This window comes from Pseudomonas sp. MYb541 (genome assembly GCF_037479595.1).
Lineage (GTDB): Bacteria > Pseudomonadota > Gammaproteobacteria > Pseudomonadales > Pseudomonadaceae > Aquipseudomonas > Aquipseudomonas canadensis.
On the sequence record NZ_JBBGYS010000039.1, the window covers coordinates 32,182 to 54,154 of the forward strand.

The following is a 21,973-nucleotide window of genomic DNA, read 5'->3' on the forward strand; positions in this document are numbered from 1 at the left end:
TGACGATTAAACAGTGTTTCGCGCGTGACTGTCGACCACGACAAGCGGCCCGGCGTGTCAGACATATCTAATGCCGCCCCCTGGGCCGACGACTCTAGGCTCACGACTTCTAGGGCGGGCTATGCGCACCGCCTCAACGCCTTTGAGGGTCCACCCAATGAGTCAGGTACAACCACCCTATTTTTTTCCTGAGGTGCTGCGTTCAGCCTGGAAGGAGCGCGATCGCGAACGACACTTCGGAATCAGCGCCAACGATAGGAAGTTTCTGCGCAGTTTGCCTTTGAGCAGCGATGAGGAGCGACGCAAGCAGGTTCCCCCCATGATCGCCCAGACGCTTTGGCTGAATACAAACAGCCCCGCGGAGTTGGAACTGGTGGGCAGTTTCATAATGAGTTCAACAGGCACCTACACCAACGCCTTTCTATACACGCCGTATGGCGGGCTGGAAAAGTTTGAAAGTCGAGCGCTATTACTCAGTGAGCTGACTGAACGCTTCAACACGCCGGCCAAGGCCGATGAACTCTTGCAGTTCATTGCTCTGGGCACACGTTCAGGATTAAGGCTGCCACGCACCCTGCTGCTGACGCCTGTGGATATTGAGGGCGATGTATTTGACGAACAGAAAGCCGCGATCGATCACCAGCAAACGCTCAACCTGCAAGCCGCGCTCGCCGAGCTGGTGAAATTGCCCAGCCTCGACACGATGCTCCAGGCGCTGCTCACATCCGTGTTTCACTCACTCTTCCCCAAGCTTGACCCCAATCGGGCCCGAGTCAATTTCTTCAAATTGCCGCCCACGGAAGGGGAACCCCGGCAATGGGTCAGTTCGCTGTCGATCAGCGCGGCGCTCTTGATGATTTACCGTCAGCAAACCTGGCCGGTGGGGCAAACCCGCGAGTTCTTTCATCCCCAGTCCATCACCACCTCCAACGACGCAACCCGCTGGGAAGACGGCCTGAAACAGGCATCAGAACAATTATCGTCGTTCTTGCAAAATGCCCTTGAGACGTTTTGGAACACAGAATCGCCAAACGGTACCTCACGTCGCGAACTCCTGGCGCACACCATGGAGCACAAGGCCCGAGTTGATCTATTGCTCAAGCGCCAGAGTGAAATCATTACGCCTGAACAAGCCGATCAACTGGCCGCGCTCTATCGACCAAACGGCGGGCCACTCTCCCAGGACAGTGCCGGATTACGCTTTGAGACGGTGCGGTTCTGGGAGCACGCCTCTCATTTCGTCGAGCTGAGCAGTTCGGTGATGATCGCCAACGCGCATACCTGGTTTTACTCGCCGCCCAAGGGGTTGCAGGTATTGGCCGATCACGACGGCCTGATTCAGTTCTTAAAGGCAATGGTCAAGGCGCCCGCCTACGAAGACGATGCCTACAACTTCCTGTCCCTGGAGGAGCGCCTGTTATTTATCGGTTTTACCGAACCATCAGTCAGCGGCAACCTGATTGACGGAAACGTATTTGAACACCTGATGGAGGGCATCATCGACAAACAGCAGCAAAACCTGATCTACGTTCTCGGACAGTTCCGACGTGAACGGGGCGACATCAACCTGTCGGCACTGCTGGATCACGCCACGGACGTGCGCTTCATGGTCGATGACAAGCTCTTGACGCTGGACACTGCACACCGCTGGACCACCCACTCAGTGTTGGCTGACCCTCTCCGGCCCATTTCGGTCGCCGCTAAACGAGCGGAGCAGCTGCATAAACAGCTAATTGATATCCCACACGCGCTGGAGAATCTGATCAAACCATTGCCGTCCATCATGACCCCGCTGGCCGATGCCTTGGCAAGCCACGAACGACAGGCACTCGACCCGGCACGGGTGTTCATCAACCGCTACACCGAAGAGGCGGCCCCCTACCCTATCGTGGCACCACTGGAAAGCCAAAGCCTGGAGGATCACTTCGTCGAGCGTCTGGCCGAAGGGGTTGGCCCGGTGCCTGAAACCCGGCATTACGGCGTTTACAAGCCAGACCACACCGCCTATGGGCAAGAACTGTCTCACGTGGACGTCAAAACGCTCAATCGGATCGTCAATCAAGTGTTGGCTCATTACAAAGAGCATGATATCTGCGACATCCCCCGCAAACACCTCCAGGACCTGCTGCCGCAGATGGGGACCATGATGTCCAACGCGATGCGCAATCAGGCCTATCTGCGACGTCTCAACAAGACACTGAATGCCAGGGACGACGCCATCATTCAAGCCGTGTTTGACCCCTTCAACCCTGACCGTCGTCGGCGGGAGGACCTGGAAGGGTTTATCCCGGATATCTATCACATCACCGTCCAACGCGATGAAGAAACACTGCGCCACAGACTGGCCAATTGCTTGATGATCACCGAGCGCGGCGGGCTGGATCACCACCATTCGGGCCACGCGATTCTCTGGACGCCGGCCTGGGGCCTGGAAACCTTCGTGTCTCCAGCCGTGGCAGAACAGCAACTTGAGGAGCGCCTGAAAGACCCCACCGCATGCTTGGCACTGTTGGAAAATCTTGATCCGCGTCTACGCCAGCTGCATGCCAACTACTCCCTGGGGGCATTCTGGCTGATCACCGAACCGATCAGCGAAAATCGCCAGCAGTCCTGGATCGACCACTACATCGCCCAACGGGCCCATTGGCTGGCACAGAAACCCACCGGCAAAGCACTATTGAAGCTTATGGCGGTGCCGCCTACCCCTGTCCTTGGAGGGGCTGCACAGCTCGCCCATTATTTTGTCGCACAACGCTCGCTACCGGCCTGGCTGGGCATGGCAAGCCCTGCTGAACAGCAGCACCATGCTGAGCTACTGGAGCAATATCGGCTCAATACCCAGGATGAAAAAGACTATCTGTATGAGTTTTTATCGCTACACCAGCAGGTTCACGACAAACTGAACGATATGCTAGTGGACTATTCCGTTGACCCGGAAGACGTCTTTATCACGCCACGTCTCGCCTTGGACGGTCAACGACAGAACCTTACCGACTACGCCCTGGCTCACATCAGCGAGCAGGCGAACTCCTTTACCGTGGAGTCAAGCGCAACGCAACTGACCGAATCGACGGTCCGGCAACTCCTGCTCAAATTGGACATCGCCCAGGTCGCTCACGACTACCTGAAAGAGAAACTGGCACCCGACCAACCAGGCGCAGTGGAGCGTGAGCTGCGTTTTATCCGGCAATTACCGTGGCAGCTGTTGCAACACGCCCATGCGCTAAAACTGCAAGAGCGGCTATCGGAGACTGGCTACAACCTGATTCGGCAGGTCGTCGACATGCCAGACGCCATCGCACGGGCCACGATCGCAGGTGCCAATGCGACCATTCGTCCCCTTGAGATGATCGCCACACCAGGCGCGAGCATCGTCAAGGCACTGGGGCTTTACGTGATCAGCGCAGGCGCCACTGAGCCGTTGATTCTCTACGCGCCTTACTACCCAGGCCAGTGCTTCATAGAATTTGAAAACCTTGCGCAGTTTCTCAGCCATCTGAATGTACCTGGCAAACTGCAAGACTGGATCACTGCCCATCTACCGGCCGCTGACAAGGCGAAGTATAAAAATCTACTGGCCAGCACCGCAGGTACCACCTCCGAAATCACCTTGGCCAATCAACCGATCAAAGGCCACGCCTTCAAGCAGTTTTATCAGGACAACCAGGTGGTGATGGGGCAAATGCTTAAAGCTCAGCAAAACCCCGAAGAACAGAGCCGCTGGAACACGATCAAAAGTCTCTTGAGCAGCGGGGTGCAGATCGCCGCGCAATTCTTGCCGGGGAAACTGCAGATACCGGTTCTGATCTGGCAGAGCTATAGACTGTTCAAAGACTCTGCCGAGGCCCTGCAACAGCATCATTGGCGGGATGCATTGCGTTCGTTCATTTTCGGTATTGCGAGGATGGCGGAGATGGGGCAACTGATGCGCGAGCCAGTGCCCAAGGCACCTCCCCCAGCCTACGAGGAAGTTAACGCGAGCGCCCCTGGCACCGCCAACACCGCCGTTGCACCTACCGTCAAGGACATCGACGTGACCGACCCCAGGCGCACACGTCTGCAAGACTTCGAGACCAGTCAGGTGGCGTTGCAAGACTTGCAAAAGCAAGCGGGATCGGGCCTCTACGCGACCGCAGACGGCAAGACGCTCTATGGTGCCGTGGAGGGCAAGGTCTACACGATCAAGAAAACCCCACAACTGCGGATAACCGACCTGCCCGCCAGCAGCGAAGGCCCGCTGCTATCCAGTACCCCTCAGCACCAACTGGTGCTTGATCCGGATCATCACCCACTGCGATACGGCCAAGTCATCACGCGGCTGGGTAACGATTTTGTGAGCCGCTTTAACGCCGGGTTGAGCATGAATATCGAAGCCAGTGGCATGAAAGAGATTCGCCGGCTCTACCCGACCAAGGCCTGGCAAATTATCGAGGCACTGGATATCGCAAGAACTTATGCATTTCGTGCAATGCATAACATGGCCCAACTCCAAAAACGGACTAAAGGCACACGCCTAGAGGGAATCCTGAAGAGAGTGTTTGATGTCGGACATATTGACATTGGCATCCGAAAAAAAGTGTACGACGCCATCACCCCTCTGTGCAAAGCGTTGCAAGACCCCGACCTTGACGGATGGGAAATGTCACGTTTCGTGGTTGGCGCGAGAAGACAGACGTCGCAAGAGGTGGTCGCATTCGTCGTCGTTGGCGACAAAAAGGAACGGGTTTTTTTTACCGATCTGTTCTTTGATCAACGAATGCTGCAACACGAGTACGCAAATCTGTTGACCGCACCATTCAACATTGCAGGCCATGCGCGAGCGTCCGCCTTGATCCACGAGTTCTCCCACCTCTACTCGCGTACCGAAGATATCTGCTACACCGATGTCCGCCGGCCGTTCCTGGACCTGATCGATACCAGCACTAAAAGAGGGAGGGACGAATACGCTTTGTTGAAGGACTATCAGGACAACGTTCTGTCACTGCGCACACCGTTTGGTCAGCTGTTCTCGCGATGGTTCCCTAGCTCCGGTAGCTCCGGTAGTTCCAGTGATTCCGGTGGTTCCGGTGGTTCCGGTGGTTCCGGTAATTGGGTGAGTATGGACTCTACCAACTCGCATGACCTGGCCGCCAAGGCCATCATGGAAGCCACAGCCACCACAAGTATCAATGACGCCCGTATAGCATTTCTGAATACCGCATCAGCCGACAAACGCATTGATACAATCCTGCGCAACGCCGACTCCGTTACCCAGCTTATTTGTGAAATGGGGCGTGAGCTCGACCCTTGATAAGTCAACCCATTGGATCCAGGAGCCCTAGAGGGCTCCCGGCAGGCAGCGTCAGTCTTTCTGATCGCGCAGGATATTGCCCGATGCGCCATCAATGCGCGCTTCATAGACCGTGCCATCGGACTTGCGCCCTTTGACTTCCCAATAGCCATTGTCGTCGGCTTCGGCAGCGTAGACCTCCACGTAGCCCGCCTTGGTCTTGGCGACTTCGATGGCCTTTTCAATGGTAATCCAGCCCGCCCCCGGTTTATCAGCCAGGGCGGCGCCAGCACTGAGCAGAGCGGTGGTTGCACACAACGCGACTAAGGTTTTCTTCAGCATTTTCGTTCTCCATGGTGGGAATGTCCTGAATTTTTTAGGCGCTCTCAAACGAGAATAAGTTCCAATTGATGTGCAATCGCCATGACGGCTGTTCTCGCCGCCCGCGTGCGGAGGTTAGAATGTGGGAAATCAGGATGAGTCAATGACCGAAAAGTCCCTTTCAGAAGCCGAATACGACGCCATCACCGACGCTGCCGCGCATTGGTGCATGCGCCTGCACGCGGGTGATTGCACCACGGGTGAACGTCAGGCTTTTGCACAATGGCACGATTCCCACCCGCTGCATGCGTTTGAATACGCGGCGATGCTGGAGATCTGGGACGTTGCCGACCACCTCCCCCGCAACGAACCCACGCCGGTCGTGGTGCCGTTCAAACCCCGCAGCCGCTTACGTACCTACGCCGTGGCGGCGGCGATCTGCCTGGCCGTCCTACCCTTGGCAGCCTTTACCGGTTGGGAAGCCGGCTGGCTGCCCAGTTCTTATGAACGCTACGATGCCGCCAATGGTCTGCGCCAGATCACCTTGGGTGATGGCAGCCAGGTGGAGCTGAACCTGGGCACCGAGCTGGTCTACAGCAACTACAAGGACCAGCGCCGTATCACGCTGAAAAAAGGTGAAGCGTTCTTCAAAGTCAGCCATGACAGCGCCCACCCCTTTATCGTGCACGCTGGCGAAGGCCAGGTGCGGGTGACAGGCACTCAGTTCAACGTGTGGAAGTATGAAGACCAGGTGCGCGTGATGCTGCTCGAAGGCTCGGTGCAGATATCCAGCGACAAGGTGCATGGCAGCGTGCCGCTCACCCCCGGCATGCAGGCCAACTACCAACAAGGCGATGCGACGCCGCGCGTAAGGGCGATCACCCCGAACGACACCGCGCTGGCCTGGCGCCAGGGCAAGCTGATCCTCGACAACCTGGCCCTGGCCGACGCGTTGCCGCTGATCAACCGCTACCTGAGCAAACCGGTGATGCTGGCCGACGCCAACACCGGCACGATTCGCATCGGCGGCATCTACAACATCAACGAGGTCAACAACCTCGTGCCCTCCCTGCCCAAGGTTTTGCCGGTCTACCTGACCCAGAACCAGGACGGCAACCCCGTACTCAACGCCATCCCGCGTAAAACGCCGAAAGGCTGAGCCTCTGCCCACAGCTGTGGGCTTCGCCACGCCTGAAGTGTCCGTTTTTTTAACACCCCCCTGCCCTGAAGCGCCCATGCGTAGCGGATTCATCGTTTCGTCATCGGTGGTGTTACAGCGCTGATACAACCGAGTGAAGCGTTTGCGCAGTGGCTGGAGAGGTGCGAATGGCGGGGGGTGCTGTTTCATGCCTGAAACAGGGCTGCCATAACTTTGCCCAGCAATATCTTCAACACCTTGAATAACAACACAAAATAAAAAGCGGCACGGCTTCTGCTCTATCCCTTACAGCGCTGTTTAGGGTCAGCGCGAAGAATAAGGAATGCCGCCGTGATCACACTCACTCAAGGTTCGATGCAGGTACTGCTAATCAGCTGTGTACTCAGCGCCAGCCTCAGTGTTCCAGCCCTGGCGGGTGACGGCGTAATCGTGACAGGCCGAGACGTACAAGGCCACATGTATGGCCGAGCCTCCTTTGGCCCCGACCCTTATCCCCAGACCGCCAATGCCAATCCCAGCCGAGAAATCATTGGCGCCCTGTCGGGCGAGTTGAGTGACCGTGACTTCGGAAACATCAATAGCGGCTTGGGCATCACTCGGGCCATGCAGCCCAACGGCAACCTCACCGGCTTGAGTGCCACACAAAACAGTATGTCCACCCTGGGTGCTGGCGCAGCCGCCAGCCGCTCGGGTGGCAGCGGCAGCATGGGCGGTCAGATCAGCGACTCGATCCAGCGTGGCCTGGCGCCCCTCAACAACATCGGCAGCATGATGGGGGGCAAATAATGAACCGTTCCCTGCTCCTGCTGGCCCTGCTGGGCAGCACCGCGGTAATGGCGGACAACACCGCAGTGATCAACAACAGCGGTAAAGACTACCGCGGCAACCTGATGGTCAACCAGGCCGCGGGCAATCAGCAGCAAACCGCCAACAACCGAGCCGTCGCGCTCGGCGGCCAGGCCACCACCAGCAATATCCAAAGGATGGACGGCAAGGTCGACCCTTCCCTGAACGCCAAGGCGGCGATCGAGGGCACTTCTTTCAGCAATGGCAACGGCATGTTGGGCATCAACCAGTCCGCCGGGGCCAACAACCAATTAGTCAATGCCGTGCGGATCAGCGTCAACCCTGGCCCGCAGAGCATCGACGACAGCGTCCTGTTGCAACAGAACACGACGACGCTGGCAACCGACTCAGGGCTCACCCCCACCACTGGCAGCCGCCAGGTCGTGACAAGCGACCAGGCCTTCACCGGCAGCCGAGGAGTGATTCAGGTGAACCAGAGTGCCGGGGTGGGGAACCGAGTGGCTAACACCCTGGGCATCACTATCAAGTAAACGCTTGGTAGCACTAGTTAGACCGTACCAACACTTAACCAACTAATTAGAAGCAAGGAGAAACACCATGAAACCTCAAATGGCCCTGAAACCAATGGTTTTCGCTCTCGCCGCCCTCATGGCTGCTGCTGCTCAAGCAGGTGGCTGGCACCCTGCGCCTCAACCAACCGGTGTGGTTGCCTCCGTGGTGACAGATGTGCAGAACAGCGCCGGCAACAAATTCGACGATACCAAAACCGAAAATAACAGCTCATCTGATAACTCGGTCAACAGCAACAGCGGTAACGTCGGCGTAAACATTCAATCCGGCAGTGGTAACCAGGCGGACAACTCTGGCGCCATCTCCAGCGCTAAAGGCGACTTCTTGACCGTGTTTGCCGTAGTCGATGTGAATCAAAACAGCGGTCTGAACAACTTCGTCAACAAAGGCACGCAAAACAACGCCTCCCTGGATAACTCCGTTAATCGTAACTCCGGCAACGTGGGTTATAACGGCCAGGCCGGTCAAGGCAACCAAGGCAAAAACAACTTGGCAATCACCACCGCTGATGGCAAAAACATCGCAGCGGCTGCCAACACCGAGCAAAACTCGCTCGCCAACAACTACCTCAACACCGCTGCCACCGGGTACGGCCATCATGGCGGCAAACCTCAATACGTTTCGAACAACGCCAGTGCTGACAACTCGATCAACAACAACTCCGGCAACATCGGTGTGAACCTGCAATCTGGTGCAGGCAACCAAGCCAGCAACAGCCTCTCGGTAGGCCAAGGTTGCAGCGTCTGCAGCAGCGGCGTGCGCTTCTGATCCAACGGGGCCTTGGCAACAAGGCCCTTTTTATTTCAGTGTCCATCAGGTCAGACGATCATGCGCCTCGCGACCCTCACCCTCTTGATGCTGCTCACCGGCCCGACCTGGGCAGGCACCATGGCGATCTCCGCCATGCCTGGCGGTGCAGTCATCTTCAAGAAGGTCGAGAGTATCCGTGAACGCCGGTTCGCCAACCTGGTGGAACAGAAAACCGATTTCAGCTGCGGTGCTGCGGCACTCGCCACCATTCTGCGCCAGGGTTACTGGCTGGATGTCGACGAAGACCACGTCATCAAAGGCATGCTGGTCAATGCAGACCAGGACCTGGTACGTACCCAGGGCTTCTCCATGCTGGACATGAAGCGCTACCTCGAAAGCATCGGCATGCGTGCCCGGGGCTACAAGATCGGGCCAGACACGCTGGCTACCGTGAAGATCCCTGTGGTGGTGTTGCTGGAGATTCGTGGCTACAAGCATTTCGTGGTACTTCAGCGCGCGGACAAAGATTGGGTCTATATCGGCGACCCGGTACTGGGCCACAAGCGCTACTCACATGACGACTTCATCAAAGGTTGGAATGGCATCGTCTTCGCCGTGCTGGGTGAAGGTTACGACAAGGCCAACGCCCTGCTCGACCCACCCATGCCGCTGACCGCCAAGAACCAGTTGAATGAGTTCAGGCCCGTAGGCGATGCCGAGCTGATGGACTTCGGTTTCATCCAGAGCGACTTCTTCTAAGAAGCGCAATAAGGGGCAGGACGCTCCAGGAGCAAAAGATGAACACTTCCCGTTGGCTGACGGTCTTGTGTCTGGCAGCCTCAATGCCCGCTTATGCTTCATCGGCATTCAAGCCGATCGAACTCAAGGACTCGGAAATGGCCGAGCTGCGCGGTCGTTATGTGATGCCGGGGCGGATTATCAGCTTTGGTATTGTCATGAGCAGCACCTGGACCAATGCCGTGGGTGACACCATTACCGGCAAGGCCAGCATGCAAGTCGACTCCTCCACCATCACCCCTCAATTTTACGTGCAGACCACCGGTTCGGCAGGTACGGGCACCCCTCCGAACACTGGCACCGGTAACGTCAGCGGAGGCGCCGGCCTGGGCACCGGCACAGGCGTGACCCAAAGCGTGCGCGCTGCCGGCGACGGCAACACCGCCTACAACAATGTCGGCATTAACGTCACCGAGAACGGCTTCGCGCCCTCCAACGCTGTGCAATCCGGAAAAGTGCTGGTTGCCGGCGGCACCGTCACCGGTGACAGCGCCGCAGGCCGGGTGAGTGTGTCGGCCAACAATGGCGGCTTGCAGATGGCGATCCAGGGCAACCACAACCAAGGCAATAGCCTCCAGCAGATTGGCGGCGGCCAGGTGCTGCAAGGCACCGTATTGACGGGTGACAGAAACTTCGTCAGCAACATGACGCAACTCAATGTGGTGATGAATAACGGGCTGAACAACCCGGCATTGAATTGCAATCTGGATCAACTCAAAGGCCTACGCACTCTCGGTTATTGAACTACGCTGACCCTCGACACTTACGCATTAGAAAAGGACGGCTTATTTCATGCATCGATCGTTATCACTACGTGCGGTGGTCTGTTTAAGTACGCTCTTGCCCGCATCCGTTCTGTATGCTGCGCCGGACGCCGATATCGAGACTCTCAAACAGGAGCTTCTGGAACTCAAGCAGCGGTACGAAGTGCAGCAAAAAGCCTTGGCCGTATTGGAGCAACGGGTGCGTCAGGTGGAAGATCAACCGGCGGCCCCACCACCGAAACGCCTGGCCAAATCCCCAGCGGACTTCCAGAAAGCCAGCGGCGCCACCGTCGCCGGTACTGGCGCGGCAGCGGCATCCGGTGGTGCGGGCGGCGGCGGCAGTTCTTACGGCCAGTCGCTGAAGGATGATTCGGCGCCGGCGCAGAGCGTGAGCAACCTCTACAACGAAGCCAGCGGTTTCTTTGGCAACGGCAAGTTCAGCTTTGAAACCGGTATTACCTACGCGCGCTACGATGCACGCCAGCTCACGCTCAACGGCTTCCTGGCGCTGGACTCGATCTTCCTCGGCAATATCAACCTGGATCGAATCAAGGCGGATAACTGGACGCTTGACCTGACCGGTCGCTACAACGTCGACAACCGCTGGCAGTTCGACGTGAACGTGCCGGTGGTGTACCGCGAATCGACTTACCAGTCCGGCGGTGCGGGTAACAACGCCAACGCCACCTCGGAAGAGTCGGTGAGCCGCGACCCGACCATCGGCGACGTCAACTTCGGTGTGGCCTACAAGTTCCTCGACGAAACCCCCACCCTGCCGGATGCTGTGGTGTCGGTGCGCGTCAAGGCGCCGACGGGCAAAGAACCGTTCGGCATCAAGCTGGTGCGCTCAACCGCCAACGACAACCTGTACGTGCCTGAAAACCTGCCGACGGGTAATGGAGTCTGGTCGATCACGCCGGGGATCTCGCTGGTCAAGACCTTCGACCCCGCCGTGCTGTTTGGCTCGTTCTCCTACACCCACAACTTCGAAGAGTCGTTCGACGACATCAGCAGTGACGTCAACCAGAAAGTCGGCGGCAAAGTCAGCCTGGGTGACAGCTTCCAACTGGGTGTCGGCGTGGCCTTTGCGCTGAACGAGAAGATGAGTATGTCGTTTTCGGTCTCCGACCTGATCCAGCGTAAAAGCAAGCTCAAGCCCAATGGCGGGGACTGGCAGTCAGTGGTGTCCAGCGATGCCAACGCCGGTTACTTCAACGTGGGCATGACGATTGCGGCGTCGGATAATCTGACGATTGTGCCGAACCTGGCGATCGGGATGACGGATGATGCGCCGGACTTTACGTTTAGCCTGAAATTCCCGTACTACTTCTAGTGGTGTGTTTGAGGGCCCCATCGCCGGCAGCCAAAAGGAAAAGCCCCGCAACGATAAGGGTCGTTGCGGGGCTTTTCGGTTTACCCGCCCTAGCGGATCTGGTGTTTGTGCAGCAACCGGTAGAACGTGGGCCGGGAAACCCCTAGGACACGCGCGGCAACACTCAGGTTGTCGCTGTGCCGGTTGAGCACGTCGCACAGCGCCTGGCGCTCGGCGCGGTGTTTATAGTCTTCCAGTGTAGCCATCGGCGGCGAAATTGCCTGTTGGCCGTGCAATCCCAGATCAACGGCTTCTATCTGGCGCCCTTCGGCCAGCACCAGGCCGCGACGGACGCGGTTGGCCAGCTCGCGGACGTTACCCGGCCAGGCGTGTTCACCCATTGCCACCAGCGCATCGTCGCTGAAGCTGCGCGGGCGGCGGCCGGTCTCCTGGCTGTAGAAACGTGAGAAGTGATTGGCCAGCATCGCCACGTCGCCATGGCGATCACGCAACGGCGCCGTGACCACTTGCAGGACATTGAGGCGGTAGTACAGATCTTCGCGAAAGGCGCCCTTCTCTACCGCTGCCTCCAGGTCGACGTGAGTGGCCGCCAATACCCGCACATCCACGGGAATCGGTTGGCTGCCGCCGACGCGTTCAATTTGTTTCTCCTGCAGAAACCGCAGCAGATTGGCCTGCAATTCCATCGGTAAATCGCCGATTTCATCGAGGAACAACGTGCCACCGTTGGCGGCCTCGATACGCCCGACCTTACGCTGATGGGCGCCGGTAAATGCGCCCTTTTCATGCCCGAACAATTCGGATTGGATCAAGTGTTCAGGAATCGCCCCGCAATTGATCGCCACAAACGGCTTGGCGTGACGCTGGGATTGACGATGCAGGGTCTTGGCCACCAATTCTTTGCCGGTACCGCTGTCGCCGCGGATCAACACCGGAGATTCAGTGGGTGCAAGCTTGGACAATAACTTGCGCAGTTCGCGGATCGGTCGACTGTCCCCCAGCAACTCGTGCTCGGGCTCATCCACCGGCATATGGCCCTTGCCCCGCAGGCGTGCCATGCCGAACGCGCGGCCTAGGGTGACCTGCACACGGGCCACATCGAAGGGCAAGGTATGGAAATCGAAAAACCATTCGCAGACGAAGTCACCCACGTTCTGCAGGCGGAGCACGTCCTGGCTGAGTACGGCGATCCATTCAGTGCCGCTGCGGCCGATCAGTTCCTTGACCGCTTCCGGACGCTCCAGGTGGTAGGGCTGCAGGCGCAGCAGCCCGACATCGCAGGATCGGTCGCCCACGGCCTCCAGCGTACAGCTGTCCACCTCCCACCCGGCGGTGCGCAAACCAGGCAATAGCCCATGGCAGTCGCCACAGGGGTCGACCACGAGCAAGCGGCGCTGCACAGGTGTAACGACCATGACTATTCCTTGGCGTCAAAATTGTTAAAGTTATTTAGAAACAACGGTTTGTGACGTCTGGCGCTAACACTAGCAAGGTCTTGACGCCGTCCTTGTACCGTTTCGCTATAAATCTCGGCAAAAAGCCATTTGTGCGTGTTTACGCAAAAAAAGTTACGCGACACCGAAACTTTCATTCAGCTTTCAAAACAGCCGCTTACATGACATTAATCACTAAACATCGAAAATAGTTGCTCTAACATGTGACCCGTACCCCGCCATCGTGCATCAGTACAAGTAACCCGCCGCACGGTCAGCCCAACCGCCGGCACTCACTTGAATGGGCAATGAGAGAGAACCCCACATGAACGCCCCGCTCCGCATCAACGAAGCTCTTTTGATCGCAGACCGTGCCTTCCAGCCCTTTCAGTGCGTGGCCTGGCATGACGGCAATGGCGCCCTCAGCCTGAGCGTCATCGACCGCACCAACAACCGTATCGGCAGCAAACAACTGTCTTCGAGCGCCTATACCGACCCGGCACAACTGGAAGACCTGCTGTTGCAGGCCCGCGCCGAACTCGATAAAAGTGGCTACCAGTTGCAATCCTGGGCGATGCCGAAGTAATCCGGCACTGTAACTTGCGCTTATCGGTTTAGATAAGCGCAAGTTCAGTGTTAGTCCGCGTAACGCTTATTGAGCGGCCAGAATAAACCGCTCGATTGCTTCTGCCGCGCCGTCATCGACATTACTGCCCGTTACCACGCTGGCCTGGCGCTTGACGGTTTCTTCCGCCTGGCCCATGGCAATCGACAACCCGGCGACATGAAACATGGCCGGGTCATTGCCGCCATCACCGATAGCCGCCGTCTGCTCCATCGGAACGCCAAGGTGCGCCGCCAAGGTCTGCAAGGCCTCGCCCTTGTTGGCCAGCATCGCCGTCACGTCCAGGTAAACCGGTTGCGAACGCGATACCTGAGCCAGCCCCTGCACCTTGGGCTGCAGCTGCGCTTCCAGCTCCACCAGCAATTGCGTGTTGTTGCTGGCCGCGACGATTTTGTCCACACGGTCCAGGTAGGGTTCGAAACTCTCTACCACAATCGGCCCATAGCCCAAGCCATCGGCTTCGCGCTTCATCATCGGCCCTGGCGGGTCGCGGCGCAGCCAGTCACCGTCGGCAAACACCCAGACTTCCACATCCGGCTCTGCTGAAAACAGCGCCAGCGTGACCAGCGCCGCTTCAGCCGGCAGATGATGGGCAACCAGAATGCTGCCGTCCGGGTTGATCAAGGTGCCGCCATTAAAGCCTGCCACCGGGACATCAATACCAAATGTCTCGATCAGATGCAGCATGGCCTTGGGCGGCCGCCCACTGGCCAGGCTGAAAAACACCTCCGCCTCACGCAATGCACGAACAGCATCGATGGTGCGTGGGCTAAGCCTGTGATCCGGATGCAGCAAGGTGCCGTCCACATCACTGAGAATAAAACGGACGGGATGAATCGCCGCGTCACTCATCCGAGGCTATGCCAGGTACGGCCGTCACGGGCCAGCAAGGCGTCGGCGGCAGCCGGACCATCTTCACCGGCCTTATAGGCCTGGATCCCGTCGTCTTCCTTCCATGCATCCAGGAATGGCTGCACCGCACGCCAGCCGTTCTCGATGTTGTCCGCACGCTGGAACAAGGTCTGGTCGCCGGTCATGCAGTCGTAGATCAGGGTTTCATACCCCGTCGATGGCTGCATTTCGAAGAAGTCCTTGTAGGCAAAACCCAACTGGATATTGGCCATATCCAGGGTCGGACCAGGCTTTTTCGCCAACAGGTCAAACCACATGCCTTCATTAGGCTGGATCTGGATTTTCAGGTAGGTGGGCTTTAGCTCATCCACTTCGGTATCGCGAAATTGCGCGTAAGGGGCAGGCTTGAAGCAGATGACGATTTCGGTGTCACGCACACTCATGCGCTTGCCGGTGCGCAGGTAGAACGGCACACCGACCCAGCGCCAGTTGTCGATCATCACCTTGAGGGCGACGAAGGTTTCGGTGCTGCTGTCGGGCGCTACGTTGGCTTCTTCGCGATAACCCGGCAGTTGCTTGCCGCCGATTTCACCGGCGGTGTACTGCCCGCGTACCGAGTTGGCCCGCGCATCTTCGAGGGACCAGGGGCGCACCGCACCAATAACCTTGGCCTTTTCACCGCGTACGGCATCGGCGCCAAAGGCAGCGGGCGGCTCCATCGCCACCATCGCCAGCAACTGGAACAGGTGATTGGGCACCATGTCGCGCAGGGTGCCGGTCTTCTCGAAGAAGTTGCCACGGGTTTCAACGCCGACGGTTTCAGCGGCGGTGATTTGCACGTGGTCGATGTAATGATTGTTCCAGAAGGCTTCGAACAGCACGTTGGAGAAACGGCTGATCAGGATGTTCTGTACCGTTTCCTTGCCCAGGTAATGGTCGATGCGATAGATCTGCTTCTCGCTCATCACCTTGAGCAGGCTGGCGTTCAGCGCCTCGGCGGTAGCCAGGTCTGAGCCGAAGGGCTTCTCGATGACCACACGACGGAAGCTGTCGTCGGTTTCCGTCAGCAGGCCGGCACTGCCCAGGCGCTGCACTACGTCACTGAAGAAGCGCGGCGCAGTGGCCAGGTAGAACACGGCGTTGCCGGTGCCACTGTCGGCGATTTTCTTGCCGATGTCCGCATAGGTGCTGTCGTCGAGGAAGTCGCCCTCGACGTAGCTGATGCCTTTGGCCAATTGCGCCCACAACTGCGGGTCCAGGGCGTTTTCGCCATTGCCCTTGACCTTGCTCGCCGCTTCGGTGCGGATGAAGTCTTCGAGTTTCTTGGCGAAGTCGGCATCACTGATGGCGTTGTGATCAACGCCGACAATGCGCAGGCCATCGCCCAGAAGGCCATCCCGGCTGAGGTTGTACAGCGCCGGCATGAGCAGGCGCTTGACAAGATCACCATGGGCACCAAACAGAAACAGTGTGGTGGGCGGAGCAGGTTCGGCCTTGGGTTTCTTGCCGTTGGCGGTCATTTTTTGGAAGTCTCCACGTGGCCGCCGAAGCCGAAGCGCATGGCTGAGAGCATTTTGTCGCCGTAGGTGCTTTGCTGGCGCGAGCGGAAGCGTGCGAACAGCGAGGTAGACAGTACTGGCACCGGCACGGCTTGTTCCATGGCGGCTTCGATGGTCCAGCGGCCTTCGCCACTGTCGGCCACGGAACCCGAGTAACCATCGAGTTTCGGATCGGTCGCCAGGGCATCCGCGGTCAGGTCGAGCAGCCAGGACGAAACCACGCTGCCACGGCGCCAGACTTCTGCGATATCGGCCACATTCAGGTCGAAGCGCTGGTCTTCCGGCAGGTTCTCCGAGTTCTTGGTCTTGAGGATGTCAAAACCTTCGGCAAACGCCTGCATCATCCCGTACTCGATGCCATTGTGGATCATCTTGACGAAGTGCCCGGAACCCGCAGGACCGGCATGGATATAGCCCTGCTCGGCGCGCGGGTCAGCGCTGTCTGAACGGTCCTTGGTACGCGGGATGTTGCCCAGGCCCGGGGCCAGGCTCTTGAAGATCGGGTCGAGGCGCTGCACGGTCTCGGCGTCGCCACCGATCATCATGCAGTAGCCACGCTCCAAGCCCCAGACACCGCCGGAGGTGCCGACATCGACATAGTGCAGGCCTTTTTCCGCCAGGGCCTTGGCCCGGCGGACGTCGTCCTTATAGTTGGTGTTGCCGCCGTCGATGATTGCGTCACCGTCTTCCAGCAGCGTGCTCAATTCATTGATGGTGTCTTCGGTCGGTGCGCCGGCTGGCAGCATCACCCACACGGTGCGCGGCTTTTGCAGCCCGGCCACCAGGGCCTTGAGGTCGGCAACGCCGGTGGCGCCCTCTTCGCTCAGGCCTTTTACAAAGGCTTCGTTACGGTCGTAAACAACGGTGGTATGCCCATTGAGCATCAGGCGCCGTGCAATATTCCCGCCCATGCGGCCTAGTCCGATAATCCCCAGTTGCATGTGCTGATGCTCCTAACTACTAAAAAAATGTGTGCATAGTTTATAGCGCAATGAGGCTAATGAGGGTTAGTCCAGAGCGGATCCCTGTAGTTTCATGACAAAAAAGTAGCCATCAATTGAGCATCACGGTACAAAAAGTCACACGACCATCAAAAATAAAAAAGTTCCATTGCTCGCAAAAAGAATTCAGAATTACCCTGACTGCTGCCGAGAACCTCGACTCAAGCGTTCTGGCACACCGCGACACACCGGCTATTTGCGAGGTAAGCAATGAGCACTGCACAGATGACCCGTCCTCCACAGACCCTCTACGTCTCCATCCGACGCGACGAGTTGCGCCAGTTGAAAGACGAACGCGAACAGTTGCAGCAGGAAGTCCTGCGCCTGCGTTCGCATATCATCCAGGCTCAGTTGGACCAGCCTTCCAGCGCCCAGCCTGCCCTCTGCTAAGCCCGGTCATCACTTTGTAAGATAACGGCTACGAAAATCTCACAAAGTTTTCACATGCACCTCCCGATACTCCCGCCCGAAGGGCCGCCCCATGCAAGGGCGGCCTCTGTTGCGTGCACCTCTGCGCGTCAACTGAAAAATTATCGGGTTGGAGCGCTGGATGGCGATGTTCAAACGCAGCACTACGTCTGCGAAAGGCTTTGATTGGGCCGGTCTTGGTTGGCTGTTTCTGTTCTTCTGGTACTTCTCGGGTATTACCCAACTGCTGATCCAACTGACCGGGACCTCCGGTTTCAGTGGCTTTCGCCAAGCCTTCTTCATGAGCGCCCTGTGGCTGGCGCCCATGTTGCTGTTCCCGCGCCGTACACGCCTGCTCGCCGCGCTGATCGGCGTCGTGTTGTGGGCGTGTTCCATGGCCAGCCTGGGTTATTTCTTCATCTACCAGCAGGAATTTTCCCAAAGCGTCATCTTCATCATGTTCGAGTCGAACATCTCGGAAGCCGGTGAATACGCCACCCAGTATTTTGCCTGGTGGATCGTGCTGGCGTTCATCGCTCACACCGCCTTCGCTGTATTCCTCTGGACCCGTTTGCGCCCGGTCTATCTGCCTCGCGGTCAGTCGATGCTGGCTGCGGCGGCCATCGTGCTGGCTGTGGTGGGTTATCCGCTGGTCAAGCAGATCGCCACCAGCGACAACATGGAACAGGCCATCGATCGTTTCGAAACCCGCATCGAGCCTGCTGTGCCATGGCAGATGATTGTTGCCTATCGCCGCTACACCGAACAACTGGACAACATGCAAGGCATGCTGACCAGTGCCAGCCAGATCCCGCCCCTGAACAACCTCAAGGACAGCATGGCCGGCCAGCCATCTACATTGGTCTTGGTGATCGGCGAATCCACCAACCGCCAGCGTATGAGCCTCTACGGCTACCCGCGCAACACCACGCCGGAACTGGACAAGCTGCGCGACCAACTGGCTGTGTTCGACAACGTCATCACTCCGCGCCCCTACACCATCGAAGCGTTGCAACAGGTGCTGACCTTCGCCGACGAAGAAAATCCGGATCTGTACCTCAAGACCCCGTCGATTGTCAGCGTGATGAAGCAGGCCGGCTACAAGACCTACTGGATCACCAACCAGCAGACCATGACCAAACGCAACACCATGCTCACGACCTTTTCCGAACAGGCCGACGAGCAGGTGTACCTGAACAACAACCGCAACCAGAACGCACGCCAGTACGACGGTGACGTACTCGCCCCCTTCTCCAAGGCGCTGGCTGACCCCACCGAACGCAAGTTCATCGTGGTGCACCTCTTGGGCACTCACATGAGCTACCAGTACCGCTATCCGCCGACCTTCGACAAATTCACTGATCGCCAAGGCGTACCTGAAGGCGTCAGCGATGCGCAGTTGCCGACCTACAACAGCTACGACAATGCCGTGCTGTACAACGACTTTGTGGTGTCTAGCCTGATCAAGGACTACGCCAAGACCGACCCCAATGGTTTCCTGTTGTACCTGTCGGACCATGGCGAAGACGTCTTCGACTCCGCCGGCCACAGCACCTTGGGACGCAACGAAGGCAAGCCGACGGCGCCGATGTACACCATCCCGTTCATGGCCTACGCCTCCCCCAAATGGCGCGAAACCCACGATTGGAGTTTTGCCGGCGACCTGCAGCGCCCGTACAGCAGCTCCCAACTGATCCACACCTGGGCCGACCTGGCGGGCCTGAGTTTTGATGAGTGGGACCGTAGCAAGAGCCTGGTCAGCGACAGCTTCAAGCCTCGCCCCTTGATGATCGGCAACCCCTACGAGCGTCAACAGAAAGGCCTGATCGACTTCAGCCTGATCAAACCGAAAAAGAACACCACCGAAGTGGTACTTCAAGAGCCCTTGTAACAGAAAGATAACAATCATTCTCGTTTAGCCCTAAAGTTCCTCGCCTCCTTTCGTCTTTGAGCCAAGGCCTTCTCTTACTGAGAAGGCTGCAAAGACGACAAGGAGTCTTCCGCGATGTTCGCGCCCTTCACCCGTTCCATGACGTTCACCCTCGGCCTCTTCAGCGTGGTCGTAAGCCCGGATCTTCTGGCTGAAACCGACCCCGAAAACAAAGCCCTCGAACTCGGCGCCACCAGCATCACCGCCGAAGGCCTGGGTGCCACCACCGAGCACACCGGGGCCTACACCACCAGCTCCATGAGCACCGCCACCCGGCTGAACCTGTCGGTCAAAGACACCCCGCAATCGATCTCGGTGATCACTCGCCAGCAGATGGATGATTTCAATCTCAATACACTCACCGATGCTCTGCGCCAGACCACCGGGGTGACGGTCCAACACCTGGATTCGGACCGCGCCGGCTACTCGTCGCGCGGCTACTCCATCAACAATTTCCAGGTGGATGGCATGCTCAATACCTTTGGGCGCATGAAGTCCGACTCCGACACCATCATCTACGACCGTATCGAAGTAGTACGCGGTGCGACCGGCCTGACCACGGGTGCGGGCGATCCCTCGGCCACGGTCAACATGATCCGCAAGCGCCCGACGTCACAGTGGCAAGCCAAGGCCGGCGTGAGCGGTGCCAGCCATGACAACTACTACAGCTATCTGGATGTGGGCGGCCCGCTGGCATTTGACGGACGCCTGCGCGGACGCACGGTGATGGCTTACCGCGACAGCCAATCCTTTCGCGATAATTACGCCCTGCAAAGGGAAGTCGGCTACGGCATTCTCGAGGCCGATCTGACAGACGATACCGTGGTAGCCGTGGGCTTCGATTATCAGAACAAACATGTGCAGGGCACCTCATGGGGCACACTGCCCTATTGGAACAGCGATGGCGGCAAGGCTCGCTTGTCGCGCTCCGCCAATATGGCCACCGACTGGAGTTCCTGGCCGCTCAAGGACAAGACCACCTTTGCCTCCCTTGACCACAAACTGTCCGAGAACTGGCGCCTGAAAGCAGCCTATACACACCGGCAGAGCGACACCGACGGCAAGGTCTATTACGGCGGCGCGGGCTTCCCGAATCCGGACGGCAGCGGCATGACCGCCTGGACCAACCAGATGGTCGGCACATCAAAGATGGATGCCGTGGACTTCAACCTCGCTGGGGCCTACACACTGCTGGGCCGCGAGCATGAATTGATGGTCGGGTATGGGGAGTCGGAGCAGAGGGATTCATCGCCCTACCAGCGTTACAGCACACCCGAAGGCTACGAAACCATCCCTGACTGGCAACACATGGGCGGTATCGTCAAGTTCCCGGACCGGACCACCGGGCTCAAGGGTCCACACTCAAGCAAACAACAAAAAGCCGGGTACCTGGCCACTCGACTGAGCCTGACCGACAAGCTGCACGCGATATTGGGCAGCCGGTATGGCAGCTGGGAAATCGAAAGTACCCCTGTTGACTACGACGCCAATTACCAGCGCATCCCCCAACCCAAAACCCGCCAGACCCACAACGACATGTGGACGCCCTACGCCGGGCTACTCTACGACCTGACGCAGCAATACACGGTGTACGCCAGCTACACCGATATTTTCAACCCGCAGGACGAACGCGACGCCAGCAAGAAATACCTGGAACCGGTGGTGGGCAGCAACTATGAAATCGGCCTCAAGGGCAGCCTGCTGAACGAGCGATTGAACTTGGCCGCCGCGTACTTCTGGAGCACCCAGGATAACGTCGCCGAACTCGACAATGCCGCCCCACCCGACCCGGTCACCCGCGAGCAGTTCTACAAATCCGGTGGCAAAGGCAACAAGGTGCAGGGCTTTGAGGTCGAGGTGTCAGGCGAAGTGATGCCCGACTGGAACCTTACCGCAGGCTACACCTACACCCACTCGCTCAACGGCGATAAGCAACGAAACAACACCGACCAGCCGATGAACCTGCTGAAGATGTCGACAGCCTATCGCTTGCCCGGTGAGTGGCGTGGGTTGACGGTGGGAGGCGCAGTCAATTGGCAAAGCGAGTTCTACGCATTCGCCGGGCGTCCAACGGGTGGCCGTAATCAGGACGGTGACCTCATCACCACTCCGACCAAGATCACCCAGCAGGCCTACACCGTGGTCAACCTGATGTCGCGCTACCAGTTCGACGAACATGTTTCGGCATCACTTAACGTCAACAATCTATTTGATAAAAAATATTACGAACGCGTCGGTTTCTATAATGGCGTGTATTGGGGCGACCCGCGTTCGATCACGCTGGCATTGGACTGGAAGCTGTAAGGCTTTTTAACCCGAAGTTAACGAAATTGTTAACTTCGGGATTTTTTCGCGTTAATTCCTACTTAATAAACTCACGCCAAACTCGCCCCA

Annotated in this window: 17 protein-coding genes; 12 read left to right on the forward strand and 5 right to left on the reverse strand. The window is 58.0% G+C overall.

Annotated features, from left to right (window positions below):
- The first annotated feature begins 157 nt into the window (after positions 1 to 157).
- Positions 158 to 5,290, forward strand: a complete 5,133-nt coding sequence (locus WH299_RS22190) for a dermonecrotic toxin domain-containing protein (RefSeq protein ID WP_339551305.1) — start codon at positions 158 to 160, stop codon at positions 5,288 to 5,290.
- A gap of 51 nt (positions 5,291 to 5,341) precedes the next feature.
- On the opposite strand, the gene WH299_RS22195 is transcribed toward WH299_RS22190, so the two are convergent.
- Positions 5,342 to 5,611, reverse strand: a complete 270-nt coding sequence (locus WH299_RS22195; protein ID WP_016979404.1) for a PepSY domain-containing protein — start codon at positions 5,609 to 5,611, stop codon at positions 5,342 to 5,344.
- 142 nt (positions 5,612 to 5,753) lie between these two features.
- Here WH299_RS22195 and WH299_RS22200 point away from each other — a divergent pair, with 142 nt between their 5' ends.
- The 7 genes from WH299_RS22200 (at position 5,754) to WH299_RS22230 (ending at position 11,771) form a co-directional block, all read left to right on the forward strand.
- On the forward strand, positions 5,754 to 6,749 hold the full coding sequence (locus WH299_RS22200) for a FecR family protein (protein WP_122726151.1): 996 nt from the start codon (positions 5,754 to 5,756) through the stop codon (positions 6,747 to 6,749).
- A gap of 330 nt (positions 6,750 to 7,079) precedes the next feature.
- Positions 7,080 to 7,535 carry a hypothetical protein gene (locus WH299_RS22205; protein ID WP_122726149.1) on the forward strand — a complete coding sequence of 152 codons (456 nt, stop codon included), beginning with the start codon at positions 7,080 to 7,082 and terminating at the stop codon, positions 7,533 to 7,535.
- Positions 7,535 to 8,086 carry an adhesin gene (locus WH299_RS22210; protein ID WP_122726147.1) on the forward strand — a complete coding sequence of 184 codons (552 nt, stop codon included), beginning with the start codon at positions 7,535 to 7,537 and terminating at the stop codon, positions 8,084 to 8,086. The genes WH299_RS22205 and WH299_RS22210 overlap by 1 nt, the downstream gene beginning before the upstream one ends.
- A 67-nt stretch (positions 8,087 to 8,153) precedes the next feature.
- The gene (locus WH299_RS22215; RefSeq protein ID WP_122726145.1) at positions 8,154 to 8,894 is read left to right on the forward strand and encodes a hypothetical protein; all 741 of its coding nucleotides are present in this window, start codon (positions 8,154 to 8,156) and stop codon (positions 8,892 to 8,894) included.
- 60 nt (positions 8,895 to 8,954) lie between these two features.
- The gene (locus WH299_RS22220) at positions 8,955 to 9,635 is read left to right on the forward strand and encodes a C39 family peptidase (RefSeq protein ID WP_028615900.1); all 681 of its coding nucleotides are present in this window, start codon (positions 8,955 to 8,957) and stop codon (positions 9,633 to 9,635) included.
- Between the two features lie 38 nt (positions 9,636 to 9,673).
- Positions 9,674 to 10,417, forward strand: coding sequence for a hypothetical protein (locus WH299_RS22225; protein WP_068937922.1), 744 nt, complete (start codon positions 9,674 to 9,676; stop codon positions 10,415 to 10,417).
- 49 nt (positions 10,418 to 10,466) lie between these two features.
- On the forward strand, positions 10,467 to 11,771 hold the full coding sequence (locus WH299_RS22230; protein WP_028615898.1) for a hypothetical protein: 1,305 nt from the start codon (positions 10,467 to 10,469) through the stop codon (positions 11,769 to 11,771).
- Positions 11,772 to 11,860: 89 nt separating this feature from the next.
- On the opposite strand, the gene WH299_RS22235 is transcribed toward WH299_RS22230, so the two are convergent.
- Positions 11,861 to 13,186 (reverse strand): sigma-54 dependent transcriptional regulator, encoded by a 1,326-nt coding sequence (locus WH299_RS22235; protein WP_339551310.1) that lies wholly within the window; start codon positions 13,184 to 13,186, stop codon positions 11,861 to 11,863.
- A gap of 343 nt (positions 13,187 to 13,529) precedes the next feature.
- On the opposite strand from WH299_RS22235, the gene WH299_RS22240 reads away from it, so the two are divergent.
- The gene (locus WH299_RS22240; protein WP_033897462.1) at positions 13,530 to 13,790 is read left to right on the forward strand and encodes a hypothetical protein; all 261 of its coding nucleotides are present in this window, start codon (positions 13,530 to 13,532) and stop codon (positions 13,788 to 13,790) included.
- 66 nt (positions 13,791 to 13,856) lie between these two features.
- Here the strand turns inward: WH299_RS22240 and WH299_RS22245 are convergent, their stop codons facing one another.
- Genes WH299_RS22245 through gnd form a run of 3 tightly spaced genes read right to left on the reverse strand, consistent with a single transcriptional unit; the run spans position 13,857 to position 17,181 of the window.
- On the reverse strand, positions 13,857 to 14,681 hold the full coding sequence (locus tag WH299_RS22245; RefSeq protein WP_339551311.1) for an HAD family hydrolase: 825 nt from the start codon (positions 14,679 to 14,681) through the stop codon (positions 13,857 to 13,859).
- Complete coding sequence (zwf, locus tag WH299_RS22250; RefSeq protein ID WP_028615894.1) at positions 14,678 to 16,201, reverse strand: glucose-6-phosphate dehydrogenase; 1,524 nt, start codon at positions 16,199 to 16,201, stop codon at positions 14,678 to 14,680. Before zwf ends, WH299_RS22245 begins: the two co-directional genes overlap by 4 nt.
- A complete protein-coding gene (gene gnd / locus WH299_RS22255) occupies positions 16,198 to 17,181 on the reverse strand; it encodes a phosphogluconate dehydrogenase (NAD(+)-dependent, decarboxylating) (protein ID WP_021491799.1) in 984 nt (327 codons plus the stop codon). Before gnd ends, zwf begins: the two co-directional genes overlap by 4 nt.
- 270 nt (positions 17,182 to 17,451) lie before the next feature.
- On the opposite strand from gnd, the gene WH299_RS22260 reads away from it, so the two are divergent.
- The 3 genes from WH299_RS22260 (at position 17,452) to WH299_RS22270 (ending at position 21,883) form a co-directional block, all read left to right on the forward strand.
- Entirely contained in the window at positions 17,452 to 17,631 is a 180-nt protein-coding gene (locus WH299_RS22260) for a DUF6026 family protein (protein WP_205032473.1), read from the forward strand.
- A gap of 160 nt (positions 17,632 to 17,791) precedes the next feature.
- The gene (locus tag WH299_RS22265) at positions 17,792 to 19,540 is read left to right on the forward strand and encodes a phosphoethanolamine transferase CptA (protein ID WP_122726133.1); all 1,749 of its coding nucleotides are present in this window, start codon (positions 17,792 to 17,794) and stop codon (positions 19,538 to 19,540) included.
- A gap of 114 nt (positions 19,541 to 19,654) precedes the next feature.
- The gene (locus WH299_RS22270) at positions 19,655 to 21,883 is read left to right on the forward strand and encodes a TonB-dependent siderophore receptor (RefSeq protein ID WP_339551313.1); all 2,229 of its coding nucleotides are present in this window, start codon (positions 19,655 to 19,657) and stop codon (positions 21,881 to 21,883) included.
- Positions 21,884 to 21,973 lie beyond the last annotated feature (90 nt).

Bases quoted from the DNA above. Each gene is read 5' to 3' on its own strand.
- WH299_RS22190 (WP_339551305.1), top strand. From the start codon at position 158: ATGAGTCAGGTACAACCACCCTATTTTTTTCCTGAGGTGCTGCGTTCA.
- WH299_RS22195 (WP_016979404.1), bottom strand. From the start codon at position 5,611: ATGCTGAAGAAAACCTTAGTCGCGTTGTGTGCAACCACCGCTCTGCTC.
- WH299_RS22200 (WP_122726151.1), top strand. From the start codon at position 5,754: ATGACCGAAAAGTCCCTTTCAGAAGCCGAATACGACGCCATCACCGAC.
- WH299_RS22210 (WP_122726147.1), top strand. From the start codon at position 7,535: ATGAACCGTTCCCTGCTCCTGCTGGCCCTGCTGGGCAGCACCGCGGTA.
- WH299_RS22215 (WP_122726145.1), top strand. From the start codon at position 8,154: ATGAAACCTCAAATGGCCCTGAAACCAATGGTTTTCGCTCTCGCCGCC.
- WH299_RS22220 (WP_028615900.1), top strand. From the start codon at position 8,955: ATGCGCCTCGCGACCCTCACCCTCTTGATGCTGCTCACCGGCCCGACC.
- WH299_RS22225 (WP_068937922.1), top strand. From the start codon at position 9,674: ATGAACACTTCCCGTTGGCTGACGGTCTTGTGTCTGGCAGCCTCAATG.
- WH299_RS22230 (WP_028615898.1), top strand. From the start codon at position 10,467: ATGCATCGATCGTTATCACTACGTGCGGTGGTCTGTTTAAGTACGCTC.
- WH299_RS22235 (WP_339551310.1), bottom strand. From the start codon at position 13,186: ATGGTCGTTACACCTGTGCAGCGCCGCTTGCTCGTGGTCGACCCCTGT.
- WH299_RS22240 (WP_033897462.1), top strand. From the start codon at position 13,530: ATGAACGCCCCGCTCCGCATCAACGAAGCTCTTTTGATCGCAGACCGT.
- WH299_RS22245 (WP_339551311.1), bottom strand. From the start codon at position 14,681: ATGAGTGACGCGGCGATTCATCCCGTCCGTTTTATTCTCAGTGATGTG.
- zwf (WP_028615894.1), bottom strand. From the start codon at position 16,201: ATGACCGCCAACGGCAAGAAACCCAAGGCCGAACCTGCTCCGCCCACC.
- gnd (WP_021491799.1), bottom strand. From the start codon at position 17,181: ATGCAACTGGGGATTATCGGACTAGGCCGCATGGGCGGGAATATTGCA.
- WH299_RS22260 (WP_205032473.1), top strand. From the start codon at position 17,452: ATGAGCACTGCACAGATGACCCGTCCTCCACAGACCCTCTACGTCTCC.
- WH299_RS22265 (WP_122726133.1), top strand. From the start codon at position 17,792: ATGGCGATGTTCAAACGCAGCACTACGTCTGCGAAAGGCTTTGATTGG.
- WH299_RS22270 (WP_339551313.1), top strand. From the start codon at position 19,655: ATGTTCGCGCCCTTCACCCGTTCCATGACGTTCACCCTCGGCCTCTTC.